Annotated in this window: 15 protein-coding genes and 1 pseudogene; 1 reads left to right on the forward strand and 15 read right to left on the reverse strand. The window is 63.3% G+C overall.

All coding sequences use genetic code 11. The annotated features are described in order from the left end of the window. The coding region (locus CBW50_RS26770) for a carbohydrate porin (RefSeq protein WP_139842664.1) at positions 1–238 on the forward strand (238 nt) is incomplete at its 5' end. A 138-nt stretch (positions 239–376) separates the two neighbouring features. Here the strand turns inward: CBW50_RS26770 and CBW50_RS26775 are convergent. From CBW50_RS26775 to CBW50_RS26850, 15 genes and pseudogenes are all read right to left on the reverse strand, one after another. Then, a complete protein-coding gene (locus CBW50_RS26775) occupies positions 377–2,755 on the reverse strand; it encodes a glycosyl hydrolase family 18 protein (RefSeq protein ID WP_086148324.1) in 2,379 nt (792 codons plus the stop codon). A 101-nt stretch (positions 2,756–2,856) separates the two neighbouring features. Next, positions 2,857–4,311: a glycoside hydrolase family 19 protein gene (locus CBW50_RS26780; RefSeq protein ID WP_253252009.1), complete on the reverse strand. Its 1,455-nt coding sequence runs from the start codon at positions 4,309–4,311 to the stop codon at positions 2,857–2,859. A 290-nt stretch (positions 4,312–4,601) separates the two neighbouring features. After that, positions 4,602–5,444, reverse strand: a complete 843-nt coding sequence (locus CBW50_RS26785; protein WP_086148326.1) for a sulfotransferase — start codon at positions 5,442–5,444, stop codon at positions 4,602–4,604. 153 nt (positions 5,445–5,597) lie between these two features. Beyond that, positions 5,598–7,925 (reverse strand): S-layer family protein, encoded by a 2,328-nt coding sequence (locus CBW50_RS26790; RefSeq protein ID WP_172404905.1) that lies wholly within the window; start codon positions 7,923–7,925, stop codon positions 5,598–5,600. Between the two features lie 22 nt (positions 7,926–7,947). After that, positions 7,948–8,499: pseudogene (locus CBW50_RS30135) on the reverse strand (YDG domain-containing protein); the annotation flags it as partial. Further along, entirely contained in the window at positions 8,390–12,976 is a 4,587-nt protein-coding gene (locus CBW50_RS26805; protein WP_086148330.1) for an S-layer family protein, read from the reverse strand. The gene CBW50_RS26805 and the pseudogene CBW50_RS30135, both read right to left, overlap by 110 nt. Before the next feature lie 32 nt (positions 12,977–13,008). After that, positions 13,009–14,667, reverse strand: coding sequence for a ShlB/FhaC/HecB family hemolysin secretion/activation protein (locus tag CBW50_RS26810; protein ID WP_226936502.1), 1,659 nt, complete (start codon positions 14,665–14,667; stop codon positions 13,009–13,011). Between the two features lie 668 nt (positions 14,668–15,335). Then, the gene (locus CBW50_RS26815) at positions 15,336–15,953 is read right to left on the reverse strand and encodes a c-type cytochrome (RefSeq protein ID WP_086148332.1); all 618 of its coding nucleotides are present in this window, start codon (positions 15,951–15,953) and stop codon (positions 15,336–15,338) included. A gap of 10 nt (positions 15,954–15,963) precedes the next feature. After that, positions 15,964–17,190 carry a molybdopterin-dependent oxidoreductase gene (locus tag CBW50_RS26820; RefSeq protein WP_086148333.1) on the reverse strand — a complete coding sequence of 409 codons (1,227 nt, stop codon included), beginning with the start codon at positions 17,188–17,190 and terminating at the stop codon, positions 15,964–15,966. Beyond that, positions 17,183–18,616 (reverse strand): amino acid permease, encoded by a 1,434-nt coding sequence (locus CBW50_RS26825; RefSeq protein ID WP_086148334.1) that lies wholly within the window; start codon positions 18,614–18,616, stop codon positions 17,183–17,185. Before CBW50_RS26825 ends, CBW50_RS26820 begins: the two co-directional genes overlap by 8 nt. Positions 18,617–18,941: 325 nt before the next feature. Beyond that, positions 18,942–19,736 (reverse strand): ABC transporter permease subunit, encoded by a 795-nt coding sequence (locus CBW50_RS26830; protein ID WP_226936506.1) that lies wholly within the window; start codon positions 19,734–19,736, stop codon positions 18,942–18,944. A 79-nt stretch (positions 19,737–19,815) separates the two neighbouring features. After that, positions 19,816–20,631 (reverse strand): taurine ABC transporter ATP-binding protein, encoded by an 816-nt coding sequence (locus CBW50_RS26835; RefSeq protein WP_070219220.1) that lies wholly within the window; start codon positions 20,629–20,631, stop codon positions 19,816–19,818. A gap of 84 nt (positions 20,632–20,715) precedes the next feature. Then, a complete protein-coding gene (gene tauA / locus CBW50_RS26840) occupies positions 20,716–21,789 on the reverse strand; it encodes a taurine ABC transporter substrate-binding protein (protein ID WP_086148336.1) in 1,074 nt (357 codons plus the stop codon). A gap of 113 nt (positions 21,790–21,902) precedes the next feature. Further along, complete coding sequence (locus tag CBW50_RS26845; protein WP_086148337.1) at positions 21,903–23,342, reverse strand: FAD-binding oxidoreductase; 1,440 nt, start codon at positions 23,340–23,342, stop codon at positions 21,903–21,905. Between the two features lie 25 nt (positions 23,343–23,367). Then, positions 23,368–23,775, reverse strand: a complete 408-nt coding sequence (locus CBW50_RS26850; protein ID WP_086148338.1) for a nuclear transport factor 2 family protein — start codon at positions 23,773–23,775, stop codon at positions 23,368–23,370. Between the last annotated feature and the right edge of the window lie 373 nt (positions 23,776–24,148).

The raw sequence follows: 24,148 nt of genomic DNA on the forward strand, positions 1-24,148 counted from the left end.
AGGCGGGCGGCAGGCGGGCGGCCTGCCGGCCAAGCGCCTGACCAAGCTGACCATCGCGCCGACGATCTCGGCCGGTCCCGGCCTGTGGTCGCGTCCTGAACTGCGCGCTTTCGTGACCTATGGCAAATGGAACGATGCGGCCACCGCCTCGGTCAACGCCTCGAACAACTCCGGTCCCGTGTACAACAACAATACCAGCGGCACGTCGTACGGTTTCCAGGTGGAAACCTGGTTCTAAGCTAAACCCGGAAGCACGCCGGGGTCGGTCACTGCGTGATCGGACTGTTACCCATTGGGCAACAGTACCCCGTCGGGTCTGACCCCGAAAAAAGGGCGGCACCGCGGTTCCGCCCTTTTACTTTATGGCATTAGCAACTTAGGGCAAGGCCACCGGCAGTTCCGGATACTCCTGCGTCAGCGCATACTTGGTGCCGCCCACCGTGACCGTGTAGTTGGCCGGTCCCGAGATCGGCAGGCGGTAGTTCAGGGTCAGCGCCACGGAGCCGCCCGGCGCCAGCGATTGCCAGGCGGGAATCGCAAAGCGGGCCCGGTTGTAGTTCTTCGTGAAGCCGCCGATATTGTTCGGTCCCGTGTAACCGGCATTGATCACCGTCAAGCCGAAGCCCGACTGGTCGCTCATGTCCGACGGCGCCGAGACGGGATAGTCGAACTCCACCACGGTGCCGCCCGGCAAGGTCGACGCGGTGTTGTTCTTCACCGTCATCACCGGGTTGATCGGATAGTTGTTGTCGCCCAGCTTCCAGCCGCCCAGGGTGATGCTGACGTTGGCCGCCGTGGCCGGCATGGCGATCTCGGCGCGCTTGTTGCCATACGCGCCAGCCGTGCGGAAGGCCTGGTACAGCACGTCCGTCAGGGTGGTGCCCATGAAATACTCGCCCTTGCCGCCATTGCGCGTGGCATCCCAGGCATAGTCGCCCCCCATTTCCCAGATCATCACGCCGCCGATATTGTTGTTGACGATGTACTGGGCCTTGGCCGCGATCGATTGCGTGGTTTCCGTCGAAATGAATACTTTTTTAGTCGCATTCCACAGCCACGGCGCCACCATGGTACTGCTGTAGTACGGCACATAGCTGCCCACCAGCGCCTTGTCCGTGACTTTATAGGCGTCGAGGTAGCTAGGCACTATGCCGTTTTGCAAGTTCAGCGCATGCCAGATGGGGTTGCCGCCACCCGGCGTCGGCTTGCCCTGAGAATCGAGGTCGAACCACACGTTGTCGATGCCGGTGGCGCCCGTGCCGCACGTCTTGGTGCCGGCGCAGGTGACGGTGGAACTGATCAGCGGCGTCGTGCCCCACAGGCCGTTGGTGCCGCCCGTCACATCCTTCCAGCCCCGCGTGTAGAACGGCACGCCGATATTGATGCGCCCCGCCTGCAAGGCGCCCCGGTAGTAGCGGTAGGCCCAGTCCGTATTCAGGTAACCGATGTTCTGGTACTGGTAGGCATTGCCGGCACGCAACTCGCCATCGTTGCCGTCGTCAAACAGCGCCGCGTTCGGCCCCACATACTGGTTCCACGCGCCGTGCAAGTCGTATGACATCAGGCTGGCGTAATCGAGGTATTTCAACCCCGACATGTTTTCCTCGCCCCGCAAGACCCAGCCCGAAGCGGAACCGGCGATGGTCAGCAGATAGTATTTGTTGTCCTGCACGGCCGCTTCGTCGAGCTTCTGGCGCAACACTTTCAGCAGCACGTTGTAGCTCGTCATCAGGCCGGCCAGCCGCGGTTTCGACGCGGGGAAGTCGATCGGATTGCCCGCCTCGTTGTTGGTCGTCGGGTGCTCGTAATCAACGTCGACGCCATCGAAGAAGTTGTACTGGCGCACGAAGGCCACCATGGAATCGGCCAGGGTGTTGATGCCGGCCGTATTCACGCTGCCGTCCGCATTCGTCGTGGCCGAATAAAAGCCGCCGCTGCCGGCCCAGCCGCCCACGGAAATCATCAGTTTGACGCCAGGATACTTTTTCTTGTACTGCGCCAGCAAGTTGAAATGGCCCTTGTACGGCAGGGACGGGTCCATGGCCGCGGCCGGCACGTTGGGCCACGTCAGGCCCGTATCGGGATTGGCCGCGCCGCTGCCGATGGCGATTTTCGACGTGGCCGGGTCGACGGAGGCGAATGCATAGTTCAGGTGGGTGATCTTGTCCCACGGCAGGTTATTCACGAGGTAAGTCGGGCTGCCATCGACGCCCGTGCGCCAGCTGGCGAAATAGCCGACGATGCGCCGGTTCAAGCCGTTGCCCAGCACTTCACGGCCGTTCGCGTCATAGACCTTGCAATACGGCACATTCGGCACGGCCGAGATCAGGCCGTCCGGACGACAGGCCGTAGGGGTGGGCGTCGGCGTCGGCGTCGGCGTCGGCGTCGGCGTCGGGGTTGGCGTCGGGGTCGGGGTTGGCGTTGGCGTTGGCGTTGGCGTTGGCGTTGGCGTCGGCGTCGGCGTCGGCGTTGGCGTTGGCGTTGGCGTTGGCGTTGGCGTATCGATCACGGCCCATGGGCCCCACTGGTCGGCGGCGCTGGGGACATTGCCCTGCGTCCACCACTTGGCCTTGTAGCTGACGCCCTGGTAGAGCACGCACTGGCCGCCCGTGTAGACGGTGGCGGCATCCCAGACGGCGCACGCCTCGACGGCGGCGAGCAGGGTGTTCGGCGTGGCCGTCGTGCCTTCCTGGCCGCCGCCGCAAGCGGCGAGCACGCCGCTGAGCAAGGCCATCAATAATGCATTCGATTTCATGTGATATTGGTCTCCGTTATGGTTGTACATCGAGCGCTGTTGCAGGCCCCTGCAGGGGCTCTTGTCAACTGTTATCCCTGGCCGGCTGTCTTGCACTTGCTTTACTGCAATTTCACATTCCAGTTGGCTTCCACGCATTTCACGTAGTTTCCGGCGATCAAGGCGCTGTACGGCGTCTGATAGCTGACCAGCTGGCATTGGTTGTCGCCCCCGGCGCTCCAGTTCTTTTCCCAATAAATGTTGTAGGCGGCGGAACTGGCCGGGGTGAAGCGTTGCATGTTGGCGCAGGACAATTGCTCGCCGGAATAATCCCAGCCCATGTCGGCGGCAAACTGCTTGTAGTAATCGATGCGGTTTTGCGCGGCCTGCTTTTCCGTGCCCTGCCCGCATTCGGCGTTGATGATCATGATGGTGGTGGCGAAATTGTTGCCCGCCCCTGCCGTCACGTCGGCCGCGTTCGGCACCCAGGTGCCGTCGAGCACGTGCAGCATCGACGGTTTCGGCGGTTGCGGATAGACAAAGAAGAAGGTGGCCGAGGCCAGGTTCAGCCAGGTCGAGGCGACGAGGTCCGGATTTTTCAGCAGCACCGATTGATCGCCGTCATGCATGGCTTGCGAAAACGGCCCATAGTTGTAGTTGTAGGACAGCTGCTTGGCGCCGCGGCCGAAATACTTCTTGAAGCTGCCGTCGGCATTCTTGCCGCACGTCCATACCTTGTTGAAGACGGGATCCGCGCACTCGATGTTGTAGCCGCAGCCGGCGCCCGTTTCATCGCAGCCCAGCTCGCGCAAATACTTCAAGCCCTGGCGCCATTGCGGCAGCGGGCTGCTGGCGTTGTGGTCGCCCGTTTCCTGCCCGAAATGGGCAAACATGGTGGCCAGGCTGTGGCGGCAGATGGCGTCCGCATTGCGCCCGTCGCTGTAGTCGTCGCACACGGCGGGAAACTTGGCCACGGCCTGCAGGAAGCGCTGGTAGGTGTAGCTCGTATCGCGCGCGGCAAAATAGTAATCCCACTTTGCCGCCGGCAGCAGGCGCTCGACGCGCCTGACGTTCAGGGGATTGCCGGCCAGTCCCGGCTGCACGGCTTCGACGGCCGCATTGCCCAGGGTGCGGATCGAGGCCTTGACCTTGCGGAAGAACTCATTGTTCGTCAGCACCGCCTCGTTGGCCTCGGCCTGGGCCCTGGTGGGCACGCCGCCTGGCGTGGGTGTCGGTGTCGGGGTGGGGGTGGGGGTGGGCGTCGGTGTCGGGGTAGGCGTCGGGGTGGGTGTCGGGGTGGCGGTATCGAGGCTCCACGGCCCCCACTGGTCGTTGTTCGGCGCCGTGCCCTGCACCCACCATTTGGCGCGGTAGACCTTGCCGTCGTAGACGGCGCACTGGCCCGCCGTGTAGACGGCGCTGGCGCTCCAGGCCAGGCAATTGTCGCTGGCGGCCGCGGCGGCCAGCAGGGTCGATGGGGGTTCGGTGGTGGAATTGCCGCCGCAAGCGAGCAGCGCGCTACCCAGCAGGCCGGCCATGAATGGCGTAGCCAGCCGGCGTGATTGCCGTGTCTTCACATTGTCTCCTGAACGTTATACGAAAACTATCGAAGTAGCTTTTTATGTTGTACGTAAAGAAAGCGCAGCGAAGCGTCGGCTTTCTGCACCAAGAATGCGGCGCCGAAAATTGGTAGTCAAGTGGTTTTATGAAACGGTGTTTTTTACAATACCAGTGACTTCAGGCGGCGCGGCCACGGCGCTGCAGGCGAAGAGTGAGCGGATCGAAAAAACCGGCGTTTGCGGCAACTGCCGGCAATACCGCGCAAGCGATGGCGCGGCAAGTGGTATTAGCACTGCCGCACGCGTTTTCAGACGGATGGCGTTGCCAAGCGTTGATGTTGCGGATAATACAAGTCGTAAAACCAGCCATAGGCGCTTTCGATCTGCGCCTGAATGCGCGGCGGAATCGCATGCTGCCCGGGCGCGCTGATCGCCGCCTGCTGGCGGTGCGTGTATTTCATGCGGTAGTGGCTATCGCTTTCCTGGATGCCCACGGCAAGATCGTGCGGATCGATCCGGAGTGGCGCCAGGCCCAGCCACGCGTACAGGTGGGACATGCATTCCACGGGCCGCGCCATCAAGTCCTCGAAGCGCACGAAATACAGCTTTTGCTGCACTTCGACGGGCAGGTCCAGCACGGCATGCAGGGAACTCAGGGGAGCGCCGATGGTGCGGTCCTTGGCAAACAGCATGTCGGCCCGGCCCAGGCGGTCGAAATCGGCCAGGTGGTCGACAAAGTCGACCAGGATGGTGCGCTGGTGCTGCGCTTCGATGGAGCCGTAGACTTGTCCCAGCTCGCGCAAGCAGACGATGATCTTCGCTTCCGGCGCCAGCTGCAGCAGCATTTCCACGCAATGCAGCCAGGCGCGGTTCTTGTCGACCACGCCCTGCTTGCCGCAATCCTGGTACCAGCCGCGCAGGAAACCCTGCATGGCCGTTTTCAGGTGGCCGTAACTGGCGTCGAAGGTACTGTCGAGCTGCGACAGGAAAAACGCGTCGTCGCTGACCATGCGCCGCATGCCCAGCAAGACGTTGCACAAGGGGGAACTGTTGCCTTCGCAATGCAGTTCGGGATGCTGCGCCAGCAGCTGGCACAGCAGGGTGGAGCCCGCGCGGGGCAAGCCGGCCACGCCGATGAAATGGGAAGTCATGCGATTGTACTTTCTGTTCAGCGCTGCGCCTCTGACGGAAAACAAGGATGATGCAGCCATTGTAAAATTGTTGCGACGATGCGAAGGCATGAAAATGCCGCCTCGAAACACGAAGCGGCACTCCGGCGCCGGCATCTGGTGACGCGGCGGGCCTTACTGGCTATCCTGGCGCGTACCGACGGAAACCTCGACCGGCAAGCGCAAGCCGCTGTCCACCACGCTCAGGCGCAGGCCTGGCAAGACATTGCTGACGACGTTGCCGGCCAGCTGCACCAGCGGCGCGCTGCCCGAGCCGCCCTTCTCACCCTCGCGCGGCGCATCCTGCGCGGCGGCAGGCTTGCCTGGCGCCGTCTCGCCGCTGACGATCATGTCGGCCTGCACCATATTGCCCTGCGACGGCGCCACGGCAACAGCCGCGATCACGTTCGCAACGGCGCTTTGCAGCGCTTCCGTCGGATTGACTTTCAGCACGCCGTCCACATAATTCAGGGCGTAATTGGTCGACGCCTGGCCCGAGGCCGAGATCAGATAATTGCCTGCCGCGGAAGCCGTCGTCGCCGGCGTGCCGAAGGCCAGCTGACCGCTCACTTCGGCGGCCAGCGTGTCGCCGCCGAGCAAGCCGCTGTAGCTGGCGCTGAAGTCGGGATTGGCACGTCCCTGGTCTTTTGCCGCATTGTCGACTTTCACCGTCAGCAGTGCCTGCGAGATCGTGGCCGTGGTGCTGGCCGTGGTGTTGACCACGTAATTGCCCGCATCCGCCCCGCTCAGGCGTATGCCCGCCACCGTCACCGTCTTGCCCGCGCCCGCATTCTTGTCGCTGAAACTGGCGCCATTGCTGGCAATATTGAGCTGATCATTGCCGATACGGTTGTCGCGCAAGGAAACGACGGCGTTCGTGCTGGCGTCGTACACCTTGTTGATGCCGGTGGCGCTGACCGTCAGGGCCGCCGGCGTGATATCGGCCGTGGTGCTGGCCAGGCTGCTGGCCAGCACGTAGTTGCCCGCATCGGCGCCGGCCAGGCCCAGACCGCTGATGTTCACGGTCTTGCCCGTTGCCGCATTCTTGTCGCTGAACGCGCCAAGGACGGGGCCGCCGGCCAGGCTCAGGACGTCGCCGGCCAGCATGCCATTGAAGCTGGCGCCCGCCAGGTTCAGGCTGGCCGCCGTGCCGCCGTCATACACCTTGTTTGCCGCCACGATGCCGGAAATGGCGCTGATGGACGCCGGCGTGATGCTGGCCGTGCCGCTGGCAACCGTGCTGGCAAGGTTGTAGTTGTCCGCATCGGCGCCGCCGAGGGTGATGCCGCTGACCGCCACCGTCTTGCCCGTGCCCGCATTCTTGTCGCTGAAGGCGCCGTTGCCGGCCACGGTCAGGATATCGTTGCCGATCTTGCCATTGAAGGTTGCCTCGCCGTTCAGCGTGGCGTCGGCCAGCCCGTTATAGGTCTTGTTGTTGACGCCCACGTTTGTCACGCCGCTGATGGTCGCCTTGCTGATGTCGGCGTTCACGTTGGCGGGACTGCTGAAGGCGTAATTGCTGGCCAGTCCAGTGCCATCCTGCAAGCTGGCGCCGCTGATGGTCACCACCTTGCCAGTACCGGCATTCTTGTCGCTAAAGCTGCCGACACCGCCGCTGAAGCCCAGCGTTTCACCCGCGACCATGCCGGTCAGGGTGCCGCCCGACAAGACTGCCGCTGTCGTGCCATCGTAGACTTTATTGCCCGCAGTCACTCCGGAGAGGGTGACGGCCTTGGGCGTGATACTGGCCGTGGCGCTGGCCGTATTGTTGAGGAAGTCATAATTGACCAGATCGCTGCCGGACAAGGTGATATTCGTGATATTGACGGCCTTGTTGCTGCCCACGTTTTTATCCGTGAAGGCAGCGCTCGCGCTGAACAATTGCACATCGTCGCCGGCGATCTTGCCGTTGATCACCGCCTGGCCGGGATTGACGCTGACGTTGAGGTTGCCGTTATAGATCTTGTCCAGGGCGCTCAAACCGCTAATGCTGGAAATCGTTGCCTTCGCGATATCGCCCGTCATGCCGTTTGGCGTACTCAGCGTGTAGTTGCCGGCCAGGCCGCTGCCGTCGCTCAAGCTCACGCCGCCCACCGTAATGGCCTTGCCCGTGCCCGCGTTCTTGTCGCTGTAGCTTGCTCCCTGGACAGTGAAGGCCAGGGTTTCCGAATTGACCAGGCCATTCAGGGTGCCGCCGGCCAGGTTCGCACTGGCTGTGCCGTCGTAGACTTTATTGTTGCCAGTCAAGCCCGTCAGCGTCAGCGCCTTGGCGCTGATATTGGCACTGCTGCTGGCCGTGTCGCTGGCCAGGTTGTAATTGCCGGCGTCCGTGCCGCCCAGGACCATGCCGCTGATATTGACCGTCTTGCCATTGCCCGCGTTTTTGTCGGCAAAGCTGCCGCTGGCGCCCGAGACCGTCAGGTTGTCGCCGCCCACCATGCCCGTGAACGACGCCCCAGCCATGTTCAGGCTTGCCGCTGGCGCCCGAGACCGTCAGGTTGTCGCCGCCCACCATGCCCGTGAACGACGCCCCAGCCATGTTCAGGCTGGCGGCCGTGCCGCCGTCGTACACTTTATTTCCGGCAACGATACCGGTCACRCYGCTGATGGTGGCCTTGCTGATGTCGGCGCTGCTGCTGGCCGTGGTGCCGGTCAAATTGTAGTTGCCGGCATCCGTGCCCCCCAGCGCGATGCTGCTGATGCTGACCGTCTTGCCTGTGCCCGCGTTCTTGTCGGCAAAGCTGCCGCTGGCGCCCGAGACCGTCAGGCTGTCGCCACCGATCATGCCCGCAAACGTGGCGCCCGCCGCATCCAGGCTGGCGGCCGTGCTGCCGTCATACACTTTGTTTCCAGCAACAATGCCGCTCACGCCGCTGATGGTGGCCTTGCTGATATTGGCCGTGCTGCTGGCCGTGGCATTGGTAAAATCATAATTCCCAGCGTCCGTGCCGCCCAGGACCATGCCGCTGATATTGACCGTCTTGCCATTGCCCGCGTTTTTGTCGGCAAAGCTGCCGCTGGCGCCCGAGACCGTCAGGTTGTCGCCGCCCACCATGCCCGTGAACGACGCCCCAGCCATGTTCAGGCGTGCCGCTGGCGCCCGAGACCGTCAGGTTGTCGCCGCCCACCATGCCCGTGAACGACGCCCCAGCCATGTTCAGGCTGGCGGCCGTGCCGCCGTCGTACACTTTATTTCCGGCAACGATACCGGTCACRCYGCTGATGGTGGCCTTGCTAATGTCGGCGCTGCTGCTGGCCGTGGTGCCGGTCAAATTGTAGTTGCCGGCATCCGTGCCGCCCAGCGCGATGCCGCTGATGCTGACCGTCTTGCCTGTGCCCGCGTTCTTGTCGGCAAAACTGCCGCTGGCGCCCGACACGCTCAGGCTGTCGCCACCGATCATGCCCGCAAACGTGGCGCCTGCCGTGTTCAGGCTGGCCGTGGCAGTGCCGTCATACACTTTGTTTCCAGCAACAATGCCGCTCACGCCGCTGATGGTGGCCTTGCTGATATTGCCCGTCAAGCCGTTCACCGGCACCAGCGCATAGTTGCCCCCGGCGCTGCCGCCCAGGGCCGCGTTGACCGTCACGGCGATGCCGTTGCCGGCATTCTTGCTGGCAAACGTGCCATTCACGGTCGAACTGACATTGGCCAGGTCGCCCGCCAGCACGCCGTTCAGCGTGCCGCTGATGGCGGCCACGGTGGTGCCGTCGTACACTTTGTCCCCTACCGCCGCGCCGCTCAGGGTGACGGACTTGGGCGTGATCACCAGGCCGCCATCGATATAGCTGATGGCGTAGCCGGACTGGCCGCCCGAAGCGTACAGGCCGCTGGCCGACACGCCATAGGTGCCCGCATTGACGGCGCCGGCGGCATTGCCCGCATACACGGGCGTGCCCAGCAGACTGGCGCCTGCCACCGTGTTCGAATACGTGACGCTATTGCTGCCGCCTGCGTAGGCCACGCCGTCATACACCTTGCTGTCGTAGGAAACGCGCACGGCGATCTGCTTCATGAACGAGCGCAGGAAAGGCGCGCTCTGGCCGTCGTAGACCACCCACATCTGCGCCAGTTCCCAGCCGGCGCCCGTGTAATTCGACAGGTTTTTCAGCTGCGCCGTCGTCATGGCCGTACCGCCCATACTATTCGCCTGGCCGCTGGCCGTCGTGTCCCAATAGCTGCCCGTGGCGCTGCCCGTACTGGCGCCCACCAGGCCGCCCACGCTGCCGGAACCGCTTACGCCGCCATTCGCATAGCTGTTGGCGATGCTGCCGCCATTGCTGCCGACGAGGCCGCCGACGATGCTGGTGCCGCTCACGGTCCCGCTGGCATAGCTGTCCACCACCGTGCCCGTATTGCTGCCCACCAGGCCGCCTCCGGTGGACGTGCTCGTCACGCCGCCGGTGGCAAAGCTGCCGCTGATCGTGCCGGCATTGCTGCCGGCCAGGGCGCCCACATTCGTCCCTCCGGTCACGCTGCCGCCGGACAAGCCCACATTCGCCACCACGCCCCCGCTGCCGATGGCGCCGAACAGGCCCACGTTGTTCACGCCCGCCTTGGCAATGGTCAGGCTGGAAATGATATGGCCGGTGCCGTCGAGGCTGCCCGTGAAGGCCGAACCTGCCGTGCCGACGGGGATGAAGCCCGTGGTTCCCCAGATATCCTGGCCATTGGCCGCCGTCGTGGCGGCGCTGAAGCTGCTGCCCAGGGTGTAGCTGGCAGTCTTGTTCATCGCCATCAATTGCAGCTGGTGCGCGGAATTGATGGTATTTGACCACTCCGACGCCAGCATGGGGCGCGTGCCGGCAGCGCCATTGAGCGTGCCGTCGGCGCTGACCGCCACCCAATTATTGCCGGTGGCGCCGCCCGTGGTCGTGAAATTGAACCCCACATAGTTGCTCGATACCAGCATCTGCGCCGTGCTCAGCCCTTGCGCATTCGAGGTGGCGCCATTGAAGCTCTGGCCGATGCCATTGAGGCCGGAATTGATCGTGCTGTCAAAATAGGCGCGGTTGACGGAGCCCGAATTGTGCTCGCCGACAATGGCGCCCACGCTGGCGCCGCCGCCCGTCACCTTACCGGTGGTATAGACATTCGTGATGGTGCCGCCCACGTTGTAGCCGACCACGCCGCCGGCCAGCCCGGTGGTCTGCACGTCGCCCGTCGCATAGCTGTTGCTCAAGGTTCCGCGCAACAGGCCCACCAGGCCGCCGACATAGCCGCCGGTGGAGGTGACCTTGCCCGTCGCGTAGCTATTGCTGATGGTCGCGCTGCCGCTGTTATTGGTCCCCACCAGGCCGCCGGCACTGCCCGAGGCGTTCATCGCGCCGGTCGCGTAACTATTGCTGATACTGCCATTGTTAAAGCTGACCAGGCCGCCGCCATAGTTGGCTCCTGCGTTCACGGTGCCCGTCGCATAGCTATCGTTGATCGCACCGGAGTTGGTGACCACCAGCCCGGCCGCCACGTAGCGCGTGGAGCTGGTGGTGGCGGAGCTGGAACTGTTCTTGATCAAGCCGCCTACGGCATTGAGGCCCACAAAGCCGCCTGCCGCGCCGTAGCCGCCCGGCCCGGGATCGCCCGCGGAGACGACCGTGCCGGAGACGCGGCTATTGCTGATCGTGCCTGCATTGATGCCCACCAGTCCGCCCAGATTGACATAGCCGGAGCCGCTCACGGCACCACTGCTATACACGTTATCGATCTTGCCATTATTGGCGGCAGCCAGCGCGCCTATGCCCGCGTAGCTGGCGCCATAGGTCGCTGCCGACCCCGCAATGTTGACATTGCTCAAACCCAGATTGCGCACGGCACCAGCGGCACCGATACTGCCGAACATGCCGACGGGCACGTCAGGGCGGCTGATCGTCAACCCCACGATTTCATGGCCCAGGCCGTCGAGCGTGCCCGTGAAAGGCGCCGCATCGCTGCCGATGGGCGCAAATCCCCTGCCGCCATCCCAGCCGGAGGTGCCGCGCGCATCGATGTTGCTGCCCAGCACGTACTTGCCGGACAAATTGCCCTGCATGCCCTGCACGTCGCTGCCGCTGGTGCTGTTGAAGGCGCCCAGGCTGTTGATCACCTGATACACGGTCACGCCGCCATTGCTGCCCAGCTTGGTGCTGAAGTTATTGCCTGATGGCAAATCCACCTCGGCCTTGACGTTGTACGTCGACAGGTTGCCGGCGGCGACCCCGCTCTGGCCGTATTCGAGCGCCAGGCTGGCCGTGCCCGCGCCGCGCATGGCCTTGTTGATGTTGATATTGTTCTGCGCCGTCAGGGTCAGCTTGTTGGCGGTCCAGTTGACGTTGTCGTTGACGTTGATGTTGCCCTGCGTGCCGCTGCCGCCCGACACGCTCTGGATCTGCACATTGCCCGATTTCAAGGAGTTGCTCAGGAAAGCGCCCGTCATGTCGCCGCCGGAAACGGCGATATTGAAGTCGCTCGGGTCGATCAGCCAGGTGCCGGCCAGGCCCTTGCTCGATGCCGTCGTCACCTTCAGCGCATCGCCGATCTTGACGTGCGCGGCCGAAGTATCGATGAAGCCGCCATTGCCGCCGTCGGGCGCGCCGGCGTCCAGCGTGCCGGCCGCGTGCACCGTGCCGCTTTGCATGTCACCGAGCAATTTGATCGTGCCGCCGCGCGTGGCTATCGTGTGCGCCTCGATCACGCCCGTGTTGTTGACGGCGGTTTTCAGCAAGTCGCCCGCCGCCTTGGCCGTGAGCACCACGCTGCCGCCGTCGGCCTGTATCAGGCCGCCATTGCTGACCAAAGCGCCCACGGCGCCTGTGTTGACGGCCACATTGAGCAAGCCGTCGCCGGCCACGTCCAGCGTGATCGCCTTGCCGGCCGCCAGGGCTACCGAGCCCAGGCGCGCCGTGATCGTGCCCTCGTTCGTGACGTGCGCGCCCAGCAGGGCCACGTAGCCGCCCGGCGCGCTGATGCTGCCCTGGTTCAGGACTTTCCCCGTGCCATTGCCGGAAAACTGGTACTTGCCCGCCATGAAGTCGGCGTTGCTGACGTCCAGGGTGGACGCCACCAGGCCGGCCGTGTTTACGGACGCGCCCTGGCCGAACAGGATGCCGTTCGGATTGACGATGAACACCTTGCCGTTGGCCGACAAGTTGCCCAGGATGGTAGTGCCGTCGCCGCCCAGCACGCGGTTCAGGGCCACCGCATTGCTGTTGGGCTGCTGGAACTGCACCGACTCGCCCTTGCCGATATTGAAACTGGCCCAGTTGATCACGGCGTTCTGGCTGCCCTGCCTGATCACCGTGGCGCCCGGCGCGCCGTCGATCGTCGCCTGGCCCGCCACCAGCGTGCCGCCCGCCGGCCCCGCCAGGGCCAGCGAGCCATAGCCGAGCATCAGGGCCGCCGCCATGCCGGTCAAGGCAAAATGCGCCCCGCCACCGCTGCCGCCGGGCAGCGAGCGCTTGCCGGCGGATTTGACGTTTTCGGAAACGGCGGCGTAGGCGCCGGTAGCCTGGTTCCAGATGGAGCGGTAGATGCGGTTCATGGCAGTGTCCTGATTGTATTAACGTGTCTTAATTAGAAGTATTTAATGGCTTGCAGCCAGAAACGGCCTGCCGCATCGGGTGCCGAGGTCGCCTTGGCGCTGCCCAGCTTGTGCGCGTAATACGCCTTCAGGACAAGCGCATTGGCGCCCGCCCACGTCACGCCCACGCCGGCGCCGCTCAGGGTGCGGCGGTTCTCGCCGGCGCTCCAGGCGTCGCGGTTCAGCCTGACGGTACCCGTGTCGGCAAAGGCCAGCACCTGCAGCTGGCCCGGGAAGGCCGCGAACGCCGTCACGTTGCGGCGCAGCTCCAGGTTCAGCACATAGCCCTGGTCGCCATACGCCTCGCCGCCCGGATAGGCGCGCACGCCGCCTACGCCGCCCAGGCCCATCTTTTCGGAGACATCGAGGTTTTTCGACGCTGCCTGGCCGCTGAGCACGCCGAACAAGCTCGTCTCGTCGCCCAGGCTTTGCACGCGGGCCGCATTGAAGCTGAGTTTATGGAAGTGGCCATTGCTGTTCACCGTCAGCTGGTCGATCAGCAGCGCCAGCGGCGTCCCGATGCCGATCTTGCCCGTGGTAAAAGTGATGGAATAGGTGCTCGCGCCGCCGCCGCCCCAGCCATCGCGGCTGTCGCCATTCAGGTTCAGCATCCACACCCTGGCCGTCTTGTCGTTGACGCTGCCCGTCGATTCCGTGCGGTCCTGGAATTTCTTGTCGTCGTAGCTCACTTGCGCATACAGGTTGTTGCTGCGCGAGCGGATCAGCGGATAACTGCCGTAGGCGCTGGCGATCTTCGCCGTGCCCTTGGCGTCAAGCACGGCAAATTCCTTGCCCAGTTTGTAATCCATATACGTGTAGGCGCCGCCCAGGCGCAGCAGACCCGCCTGCCCCTGGTAGGCCAGGCGGGCATAGTTCAGGCCGTCGGCCGAGGTAAACGCGCGCACGGTGGCCACGTCGCCGAGGCCGGCCAGTTCATTGATGTTCAGGGTGGCGCCGATGCGGTTGCGGCCCGTGTAGCGATTGCCCTGGTTATCGAGGTCGATGCTGCCGTTGAAACGCGAACCGGGCTGCACGTCGACGATCAGGTCGGACGCGCCCAAGGACGCCCCCGGCGCCAGGGTCGAGCTCACCTGCACGCCCGGCAAATCCGACAACAGCAGCAAGCGCCGTTCCAGCGGCGGCGTGGCGATCACCTGCCCGTCGAGACCGGCCAATATGGTGCCGGCCAGGCCGTCGGACAGCTTGCTCTGGTTGCGCAGCTGCACCTGGCCATATTGCCCCGGCAGCACGTCGATGGCGACGACGCCATCCTCGATATCCTGCGCCGGCAGATAGGCCTGCGCAAGGAAGTAGCCGCGGTTCTGGTAATAGCTGGCAATTCTTGACGCCATGGCGCGCAATTCGCCCAGGGTCAGCTCGCTGCCGGGGACAAAACCCGTGGCGGCGACCAGCTCGCTTTCGGCAAACACGGGCGGCGCCGTGATGCGCAGGCGCTGCACGGTGATGCGCGTGGCGTCGCCCACCGTGGCGGCCGGCACGTTGCCCTGCTGCACGCGGATGGCCGGCGGCGTTTTCGGCAACTGGGGCGCGGCGGGAATCTGCTGCAGCTGGCTGCCGGCGCCGGGGGGATCGACGGCCCAGGCGGTCTGGATCAGAAGCAGCAGGGTCAGGGGAAGTAATTTGGTGTTCAAGGTCGTCCTTTCTGGCAGCGCGCCCGCGCCCATGCTCGCCGCCAGCGGCTGCAATGACGGGGGAATACAAGAGCTGAAAAGCAGTATTTTTTGATATCATTGTTAAATACGATGACAATCGAAAAATTAAATTCCCTTCAGCAACATTGATCCATTTTAGCCCTTCATCGGACGAGAAAATACCTGCCTGATGGCCTCGCTCACCACATTGGTGCAGCCTCGACTGCAATCACGGCAAAACCCGTAAAATGCCGACAAAATGCGCCTTCCCACGAAAAACATCGTTGCTCAATAACAACAACGTTAATATATAAACACTATCAACATGGTATTCCCAGCACGCCACCCGCCGGCAAAGCAGACAAGATATTGGCATTAGCACAATACAAAACAATGTTATTTTTTACATACGCAGATCCGCCTCGCGTGACACACTTTTTTATTGCTCATTGGCACGTCACATTCTTGCAAAAACGAATTATCAATAGATAAATAATATTATTGAAAACTCATTGCGGCGACGCCACGCGGGGGAGGGGCAGCCTGTATGGATCGCAGTGAGGAAAACCGGCGCGGCGGGCGTCCGCCACGTCGGACCCGGGGGCTGACGTGGCGGACGCTGGCGGAAAGGAAGAGAAGATCAGCGATGCGGCCGGGCTGGCCGGGCGTTACCTGGACAGCACATATTTGGCCAGCGTGGCCGCGTCGGCTACGCTGAGCTGGCTGAACGGCGGCATGGGCACGGGTCCCCATTTGCCGGCGCCGCCGCTGCGGATATTCGCCGCCACGGCGGCGGCGCCGTCCTGGCCCTTGTAGCGGGCGGCCACCTCGGCAAAGCCGGGGCCGACCACCTTCTGCTCGATGGCGTGGCAAGCCATGCAGCCATTGGCTGCCAGCAAGGTTTTCGCATCCTTGCCGCTGGCGGCCACGACAGCGGCCGCGGCGGGCTTCACTAAAGCGGCAGGCGCTGCGGCGCCCCGCTCCGCGCCATAGGTTTTCACCAGGTAGTCGACCATGGCCGGCATGTCCGCGTCGTCAAACTGCGCGCCGAACGGCTTTTTCATCTTCTTGACGGTCGCTTCCCAGTAGGCGCGCGGCGAGGCGGGCGGCTGGCTCGACGCATACTGGGCCGCGTGACAGGTCATGCAGTTGCGCTGCACCAGCTGGTAGCCGGGCAAATCGCTGGGTTTATACGTGGCCGTTTCCGGTGGCAAATGGATTTCCAGCGCGCCGGCGCTGCCGGCAAGCATCAGGGTCACGGCGGCGGCGAGTGTTCTTGTCAGCATGGCATTCTCCTCACACTGCGTCGATGCGCGTGGTTTCCACCACGTTGCGCATATAACCCATGGGATTCCACAGGGCTTTCATGGGCTGGCTCTGGCCGATGCGGTTGACGGCGCGCACCATCAGCACGTGCCTGCCCTTGCGCGGCGCCTTCATGAGCATGGTCCACTCGCGGAACGAGAAGCGCCCCAGGTCCTTGCCCAGCTTCGCTTCCTGCCACGTCTGGCCGCCGTCCACCGACACGGTCACCTCGCTGATGCCCTGCCCGCCATCGAAGGCGATGCCGCGCAGCGCCAGGTCGCGCCCCGCCTTCACTTGCGCGCCATCTTGCACGCTGGTAATGAAGGAGCGCACGTTCAGGCGGCTGATCGGCGTCGTCTTGCCCACGGGCGTGCCCGGCTCGATGAAGCCGGACCCGTTGTCGGGGATGCGGTAGCCCGTGCTCATCCAGAAGCCGTCGAAGGGCTTGTCGAGCACCGTGATGTCGCTCAGGTGCTTGACCCAGTAGGTGCCGTAGTAGCCCGGCACGATCAGGCGCAGCGGATAGCCGTTGAGGAAAGGAATGTCCTCGCCATTCATGGCCCAGGCCAGCAGCACGTCGCCGGCCATGATGTGCTCGACGGACAAGGCTTTCTGGAAGTCGGGACCGTCGCCCACGGGCGGCGTTTCCAGGCCGTTGAAGGCCACTTGCACGGCACTGGCCGCGATGCCGGCCTTTTCCAGCACGGTTTTCAGGGGGATGCCCGTCCAGCGGGCATTGCCCATGGCGCCATTGCCCAGCTGCCCGCCGTTGGCGCGCGGGCTAAAGAAGCCGCGGCTGTTGCCCGAACATTGCGTCACGGCCACCACATCCACGGGATCGGCCAGCTGTTTCAGCTGCGCCAGCGACAATTCCAGCGGCGTTTTCACGAGGCCGGCGATGCGCAAGCGATAGCTGCCGCCATCTATGCTGGTCGGCAAGCCGCTCCAGTGGTAGCGCACGAAAAACGCGTCGTTGGGGGTAATCGCGCCTTCATTGAAGACGCTGAACGGCGTTTCCAGCTGGGGCGGGCGGCTGGTCAGCAGGATCAGCGGGCGCTTTTGCGGGAAAGCCACCAGTTCGCGCTCGCCATTTTCAAACGGCAAGGTAGCGGAAGCGGAGGCGGCAAGCGCCGGTCCCGCCACGGCGGCGGCGCCCAGGGCGGCCGTCTGACGCAGGAAGCGGCGCCGTCCTGCAGGCAACAAGGTCGTGTCAGACATGTTTGAGCTCCACTTTGGTGTCGGCGGAGGCACCGCCGTTGCGGTCGTCATTGACCAGTTTCTTGATGTAGTACATGACGCTCATGATGACCACGCTCAACAAGCCGAACCAGAACGACACGCGCTGCTCCGTATCGGACGACACGCTCATGGCGCCCAGGATCACCAGCATGGCGAAGATGGTGAAATACGTCAGGTAAGGGAACAGCCACATGCGCACCTTGATGCGTTCCGGGCATTCGCGTTCCAGGCGGCGGCGCAGGCGCAATTGAGATATCGCAATGAGCAGGTAGACGAACAGGATCAGAATGCCGTAGGAATTGACGATGAAGGGGAAAACCAGGTCGGCCGACACATACGAAACGGCAATGGCGAAGTAGGCGAACAGGGTGCTGAACAAAATGGCGCGAACGGGCACGCCATTCTTGCTCAGCTTGACCAGGCCCGTGGGCGCGTCGCCGCGGCGCGTCAGCGCGAAGATCATGCGCGACGAGGCATACAGGCTGGAATTCAGGGCCGACAGCACGGCCGTCAAAATGATGGCGTTCATGATGTGGGCCGCGTACGGAATGTTCATGACCGTCAGGGCGCTGACGAAAGGCGTGGCGATGGCCGGCGTATCCCAGGGCACGATGCAGACGACGACGAACATCGAGCCCACATAAAACATCAGCACGCGCATGACGACGGAATTGGTGGCGCGGGCGATGGCCTTGGCCGGGTCCGACGTTTCGGCGGCGGCGATGGTGACGATTTCGGCGCCCGAATAAAAGGCCGTGGCGGCGACGGCGCCGCTCAATACAGGCCCCCAGCCGTGCGGCATGAAGCCGCCATGGCTGGTCAGGAAGCCCAGGGTCGGGATGCTGTTAGGCAAGCTGCCCGTGATGAACAGGGCGCCGACGAACAGGAAGACGACGATGGCGACCACCTTGATCGAGGCGAACCAGAACTCGAATTCGCCGAAGGCTTTTACCGAGAACAGGTTGAGCACCGTCATCGAGACGAGCAAGACCAGGCTGATGGCCCACGAGGGCACGTCGGGCAGCCAGAAATTGACCAGCTTGGCGCCGGCGATAGCTTCCAGGGCCACGACGACGACCCAGAAATACCAGTACATCCAGCCGCTCATGAAGCCGAGGAATTTTGACACTTTCGGCTTGTCGTCGAAGGCCAGGCGCGCATATTCGTAAAAGGAGCCGACCACGGGCAGGGACGAGGCCAACTCGCCCAGCATGCGCATGATCAGGACGACCAGGCCGCCCGTGAGCAGGAAGGAAAGGATGGCGGCCGGGCCGGCGGCCTTGGCGATGACGCCGCTGCCGACGAAGAGGCCGGCGCCGATCACGCCGCCGATGGCGATCATGCTCATGTGGCGTTGCTTCAGCGAGTGCTGCAAGCCGGTACTGTTATGCGATTCGCTAATCATGTTTTGTCTCCTGAAAATCTCTGAAGCCCGGTGCGCCCTCGCCTGCTGCGGCTGGTTCCTGCCGCGCGGCTTTGTTTTATATAGGCAACACCGTCAAGCAGCATCGATACATCATCAAATCAGTCTGGTTGGCTGCATGCCATAAGTCAATCTGGAAATGCAGCGGCCCGGCGCGGTTGCCTGAGGGCAAAACACGCTGGGAGAAAAGTAAGGGGCGTTGCCGGGCGTTACGTTGAGCCGGCCTCGACATCGGCACGGCAATGGTTAAAAAAAAGGGAAGCGGCGCGCAACACTTGTGGCGTGCGCGCCACTCCCCGGGAACGTCTTACACCTTGCCCTTCCATGGCACGAGGGTACGTTCGAGGTAGCGCATCATCAAATCAAACAGGAAAGCGAAGAAGCCGATCACGATGATGCCCATGATCACCACGTCGCTGGCGAGGAACTCGGAAGCGCTCAGGACCATGTAGCCAAGGCCGCGCGTGGCCGCCACCATCTCGCCGGCCACCAGGGTGGTCCAGCCCACGCCGATGCCGATGCGCATGCCGGTGAGGATCTCCGGTATCGCGGCGCGCAGGATCACGTGCACGATGACCTGGAAACGCGTGGCGCCCATCGAGTAGGCCGCATGGATTTGCTCCAGCGACACGGAGCTGACGCCGGCGCGGGCCGCGATCGCCATCGGCGCAAAGATGGCCAGGAAGATCAGGTAGACCTTCGAAAACTCGCCGATGCCGAACCAGATGATAACCAGTGGCAAGTAAGCGAGGGGCGGCAGCGGACGGTAGAACTCGATCAAGGGATCGAAGATGCCGCGCGCCACGCGGTTGACGCCCATCATCACGCCGACGGGGATGGCGAACAGGCAAGCCAGGCCGAAGGCGCCGAACACGCGCACCAGGCTGGCCACCGTGTGTTCCCACAGGGTGGCGCCGCCAAAGCCCGTGGTGGCCGCCATGATGAATTTTTCATAGACGGCTTGCGGCGACGGCAGGAACAGCGGTTTCACGAGGCCGCTGGCCGTCACGGCTAACCACAGCAAGAGCACGGCGATGACGGTGACGGTGGCGATGCGGCTGGAATTGCCCTGCCCCGGCGCGCCGAACGCTTCGCCGGGCATGGCGCAGCGGGGGGCGAACAGACGGCCAAAAAAGCCGGCGCGCTTGGCTGTGGTGGGAGGAAATCCCACGGCGGATGGGCTATGCATGGGACACCTCCAGCTCTTTGTTGACGGCGCGTTCGTCGCCATAAATGATGTTGAGCACCGTTTCGCGCATCTTGATGAAGTCCGGGCTCGATTTCACGGCGCGCGCATCGCGGCATTCGAGGAAGCGCTTGTTGAAATCGAGTTCATACGTGTGCGTGATGCGGCCCGGACGGGGCGACATGACGATCAGCCGGTTCGCCAGGAACAGCGCCTCGTCGACGCTGTGGGTAATGAAGAAGAACATGGTGCTGGACTTGGCCCAGATATCGAGCAGCAACTCCTGGATAGTTTCGCGGGTCAGCGCGTCGAGCGCCGCCATCGGTTCATCCATCAGCAGCATGGCGGGATTGCTGGTCAGGGCGCGGGCGATGCCGACCCTTTGCTGCATGCCGCCTGACAACTGATAAATCATATTGTCGTGAAAGTCCTTCAAGCCGACAAGCGCCAGGTTCTTGGCCGCCTGTTCGCGCCGCACGGCTTTCGGCACGCCTTGCAGCTTGAGGCCGAATTCCACGTTTTCCATGACGTTCAGCCACGGCAGCAAGGCGTGCTTCTGGAACACCACGCCGCGGTCGGCGCCCGGCCCTTCCACCTTGTTGTCTCCAAGCATGATTTCCCCCTTGGACGGGGCGATAAAGCCCGCCATCAGGCTCAGCAAGGTTGTCTTGCCACAGCCCGAGGCGCCCAGCGCGACGACGAAGTCGCCGCTGTTGATAGTCAGATTGATATTATTTAAGGCATGTACGCGTTCACCGGCCGTCTTGCCCGGATAAATCACGCTGACATCCTTGACGTAGAGATTTTCCATCATGTGCCCCGCATAGGTGTAGTCACTTCAGTTCAACGCATTCTGTTCAGTCAGCGCGCCCGCGGGCGCGCCATCGCACCACGTTTACTTCAGCAGGCCGGCGGCCTGGGCATACCTGGGTGTCACATATTTGGCGTAATCGGGAGCCAGGCTGTCGATCTTGCCTTCAGCTTTCAAAAACTGCGCCGTGGCCAGCAAGGCTTGCGCCACGCCGCCTTTCGCGCCGCCACCGAGCCAGGCCGGCGAAGCCTGTTCCTGCAGCGATGGATAGGCGTACAGGGCCACAGAAGCGGCCACGTCCTTGGCGGCCGCGCCCGAATGCTTGACGTTGGCTTTCACTTGCGGGGAATCAATGGTCCACGCCTTCGGATTGGCGCGGTAGTCGGCGTCGGCGGCGGCCATCACCTTGACGAACTTGGCCATGAAGTCGGCGTTCGCCTCGCCCCAGGCGCGCTCGACGGCCATGCCGTCAAACGTGGCCTTGCCCTTCTTGCTCAGTTCGCCGGAGGTCACCAGCACCTTGCCGTTTTGCTTGAGTTTGCTCAAGGCCGGGTCCCACACGAAGGCGGCATCGATGTCGCCCCGCTCCCAGGCGGCGGCGATCTGGTTCGGCTGCATATTGAGCAGCTTCACTTCCGTGGGCTTGATGCCCCACGTTTCCAGCGCGAACATGGTGTGGAAGTGTGTGGTGGAAACGAATGGCACGGCGATCTTCTTGCCGCGCAAGTCGGTCGGCTTGCTGATGCCGGCGCCGTTGCGGGCCACCATCGCTTCGGCTTCGTTGATGTCGTCGATGATCCAGAACAGCTGCAGGTCGACGCCGCGGCTGACGGCCGCCGTCAATGGGCTCGAACCGATGACGCCGATCTGCACGTCGCCGGACGCCATGCCGGTGGCTACCTTGGCGCCCGAGTCGAACTTGCGCCAGTTGATTTTATAGCCGGTGGTCTTTTCCACTTCGCCGCTGGCGATGGCCACCAGGAACGGGCCGTTGATTTCCTGGTAGGCAATCGTCACTTCCTTGCCTTGCGCGAAGGCCGTGCCGCTCGATGCGACCGCCACGCCCAGCACCAGGGTGCCGAGGACGGCGCGGCGCAGCGTTGAAAAAACCGTTTTGCTCGGGGTTTTGCTCGGGGTTTTGCTCGTGTAGGTGTTCATGTCTCACTCCAAGTTATTGTTATGTGTGAACGTTCGGGCAATCTCATCCTTGCGGATGGCGCCGCTGGTTGCTCTTTGTCAACCATACGGCGGCTTAGTACGGCTACAGCTATTTAAAACACTTCATCCTTCAAGTGATACCAGCGGTACAGGAAGCGCTGGCCCAGGCGGCGGAACGGGGCGAACGCTTGCGACTCGACCAGTTCCATCATGTTGGGATACGGCAATTTCGAATTAAAGATCGGCAAGCCCGTGTCGCTGGCCTTGCCCGCGATGCGCTCGGCCATGCGCCGGCCCGCCTGCGCCGAATACATGACGCCGTTGCCGCCGTAGCCGAGCGAATAGAAGATCGATTGCTTCGGGTCCGGCTGCACGATGCGCGGCATCATGTCGTGGCTGACGTCGACCCAGCCCCACCACGAGTAATCGATGGGAATACCGGTCAGCGCGGGGAACTTGCGGTGCAGGTCGTTGATCAAAAACTGTTTGTATCTGTCGTCCGGCGCGTCGGCGCCCGTGATGGCGCTGCGGCTGCCGATCTGCACGCGGTTGTCCGGCATCAAGCGGTAGTAGTGGCGCAGGATGCGCGTATCCGTGATCACCTGGTGGGTGCGGAAGTTGCACGCCTCGATTTCCGCCGCGGTCAAGGGACGGGTGACGATGGAATTGGACAGGATAGGCAGCAAACGGTTCTTCACTTGCGCATGCAGGTGGGGCGAGGTGTAGCCGCCCGTGGCCACGGCCACGGCGCGGGCGCGCACCACGCCGCCCGGCGTTTGCAGGTAATGCACGCCGTTGCGCGTTTCCCAGCCCATCACGGGGCTCGATGGATGCACTTTGGCGCCCAGCGCGCGCGCCTTGCGCAGGTAGCCGAAGGCCAGCTTGCCCGCGTGGATGCCGATGCCCTCCGGCTCGTGCAGGGCGCCAGCCGCTTCCTTGTCGTCGACGAATTCACGCTTGACGGTGTCGGCGTCGAGGATGCGCGCGTCGTACTTGAAGATCTCGCGCATGACCTTGGCTTCTTTTTCCAGCGCGGGCATGGCTTTCGCCTTGTGGGCGATGTACAGGTGGCCGCCCGGCTGCGGGTCGCAATCGATGTCGGCCGTGATCTTCTTGAAGGTCTGCATTGCGTCGCACACTTCCGTGTGCAGTTTCAGGGCCGTGTCCATGCCGTAACGGGCGATCCACTGCGAGCGCTTCAGGCGGCCCGTCGTGCACTGGGCCTGGCCGCCGTTGCGCGTGCTGCAGCCCCAGCTGACCCGGTTCGCTTCCAGCACGGTGGCCTTGATGCCGTGTTCCTGGGCCAGGAAAATGGCGCAGGACAGGCCCGTGAAGCCGGAACCGATGATGGCTACGTCGACGTCGATGTCATGCGTGATGGGGCCGTCGTCGGCGGGCGGCTCGCCGGCCGTGCCTATCCAGTAGGTGGGCGCGTAGGCATTGCCGTGGCCGGGGCGCTGGGCCACCAGCGGATCGTAGGCGGGATCGTAGGCCGTGCGGGCGGCCGTGCTGCTGCCCAGTACGTCAGATGGGGTGTCGACAGGTTTGTTCATGATCATTCCTGGTGAACGTGCTGGCTTAAGCTTTGACGACGGGTGGGCGATCCTTGCGGAAGGCGTTCTTCACGGCAATCTTGCCGTCTCGGAAGGTAAAGATATCGACCATGCGCGCCTCGATGCGCGTGCCGTCCGCCTTGGTGCCGGCAAAGGTCGATTCCGTCACGCCGCGCTGGCCGCTGACGAAATGCACGGGATTGAGCCAGGCCGCGTCGGGGAAGGTTTGCCAGGCCAGCTCGAAGCCGGCGCGCACGGCGTCGCGGCCGATGAAACTCTTGCCCAGCAAGTCAGGACCGGCGACGGCGTGGAATTCGCAGTCGTCGGCCATGGCGGCCATCAGGGCGTCGATATCGTGGCGGTTCCAGGCGTCGCCGAACGCTTGCAGGAAGTCGATGGTGACGGCGTCGGTGTGCGGTACAGGGTGGTTCATGGTGGTCTCCGTAAATCGTTTTTGATACGCTACGTTCCGTTTTTTGTCTTTTATTGAATTTAAGCCTTAAGCATGGCCTTGTCAAATCAAATAATCCAAAAAACGGGACGCCTTGTATTCTTTAATGAAATTATGATGTTTCCGTGACAATTTGTGAGAATTTGGTCACAAGCCAGATCCTCACAGGCCGGCTTACTTAGACGTAATCTTTGTACTTGTCCAGGTGACGGATAGGCTTGCTCAGCGCATCGCGGCGGAACGGGTCGCCCAGCTCGCGCGTGCACATGATTTCGATGATGGTCGTCTTGCCTTCATTCATCTGCATGGCGATCGCCTTCTTCAGCGCCGGTCCCACGTCTTCCAGCTTGTCGAC

The sequence above is a fragment of the Janthinobacterium sp. GW458P genome (assembly GCF_002127585.1).
In the GTDB taxonomy this organism is placed as follows: domain Bacteria; phylum Pseudomonadota; class Gammaproteobacteria; order Burkholderiales; family Burkholderiaceae_D; genus Janthinobacterium.

Excerpts from the sequence above, each read along its gene's own strand:
- CBW50_RS26775 (WP_086148324.1), bottom strand. The coding sequence starts at position 2,755 with ATGAAATCGAATGCATTATTGATGGCCTTGCTCAGCGGCGTGCTCGCC.
- CBW50_RS26785 (WP_086148326.1), bottom strand. The coding sequence starts at position 5,444 with ATGACTTCCCATTTCATCGGCGTGGCCGGCTTGCCCCGCGCGGGCTCC.
- CBW50_RS26790 (WP_172404905.1), bottom strand. The coding sequence starts at position 7,925 with ATGGCTGGGGCGTCGTTCACGGGCATGGTGGGCGGCGACAACCTGACG.
- CBW50_RS26815 (WP_086148332.1), bottom strand. The coding sequence starts at position 15,953 with ATGCTGACAAGAACACTCGCCGCCGCCGTGACCCTGATGCTTGCCGGC.
- CBW50_RS26820 (WP_086148333.1), bottom strand. The coding sequence starts at position 17,190 with ATGTCTGACACGACCTTGTTGCCTGCAGGACGGCGCCGCTTCCTGCGT.
- CBW50_RS26825 (WP_086148334.1), bottom strand. The coding sequence starts at position 18,616 with ATGATTAGCGAATCGCATAACAGTACCGGCTTGCAGCACTCGCTGAAG.
- CBW50_RS26830 (WP_226936506.1), bottom strand. The coding sequence starts at position 19,736 with ATGCCCGGCGAAGCGTTCGGCGCGCCGGGGCAGGGCAATTCCAGCCGC.
- CBW50_RS26835 (WP_070219220.1), bottom strand. The coding sequence starts at position 20,631 with ATGGAAAATCTCTACGTCAAGGATGTCAGCGTGATTTATCCGGGCAAG.
- tauA (WP_086148336.1), bottom strand. The coding sequence starts at position 21,789 with ATGAACACCTACACGAGCAAAACCCCGAGCAAAACCCCGAGCAAAACG.
- CBW50_RS26845 (WP_086148337.1), bottom strand. The coding sequence starts at position 23,342 with ATGAACAAACCTGTCGACACCCCATCTGACGTACTGGGCAGCAGCACG.
- CBW50_RS26850 (WP_086148338.1), bottom strand. The coding sequence starts at position 23,775 with ATGAACCACCCTGTACCGCACACCGACGCCGTCACCATCGACTTCCTG.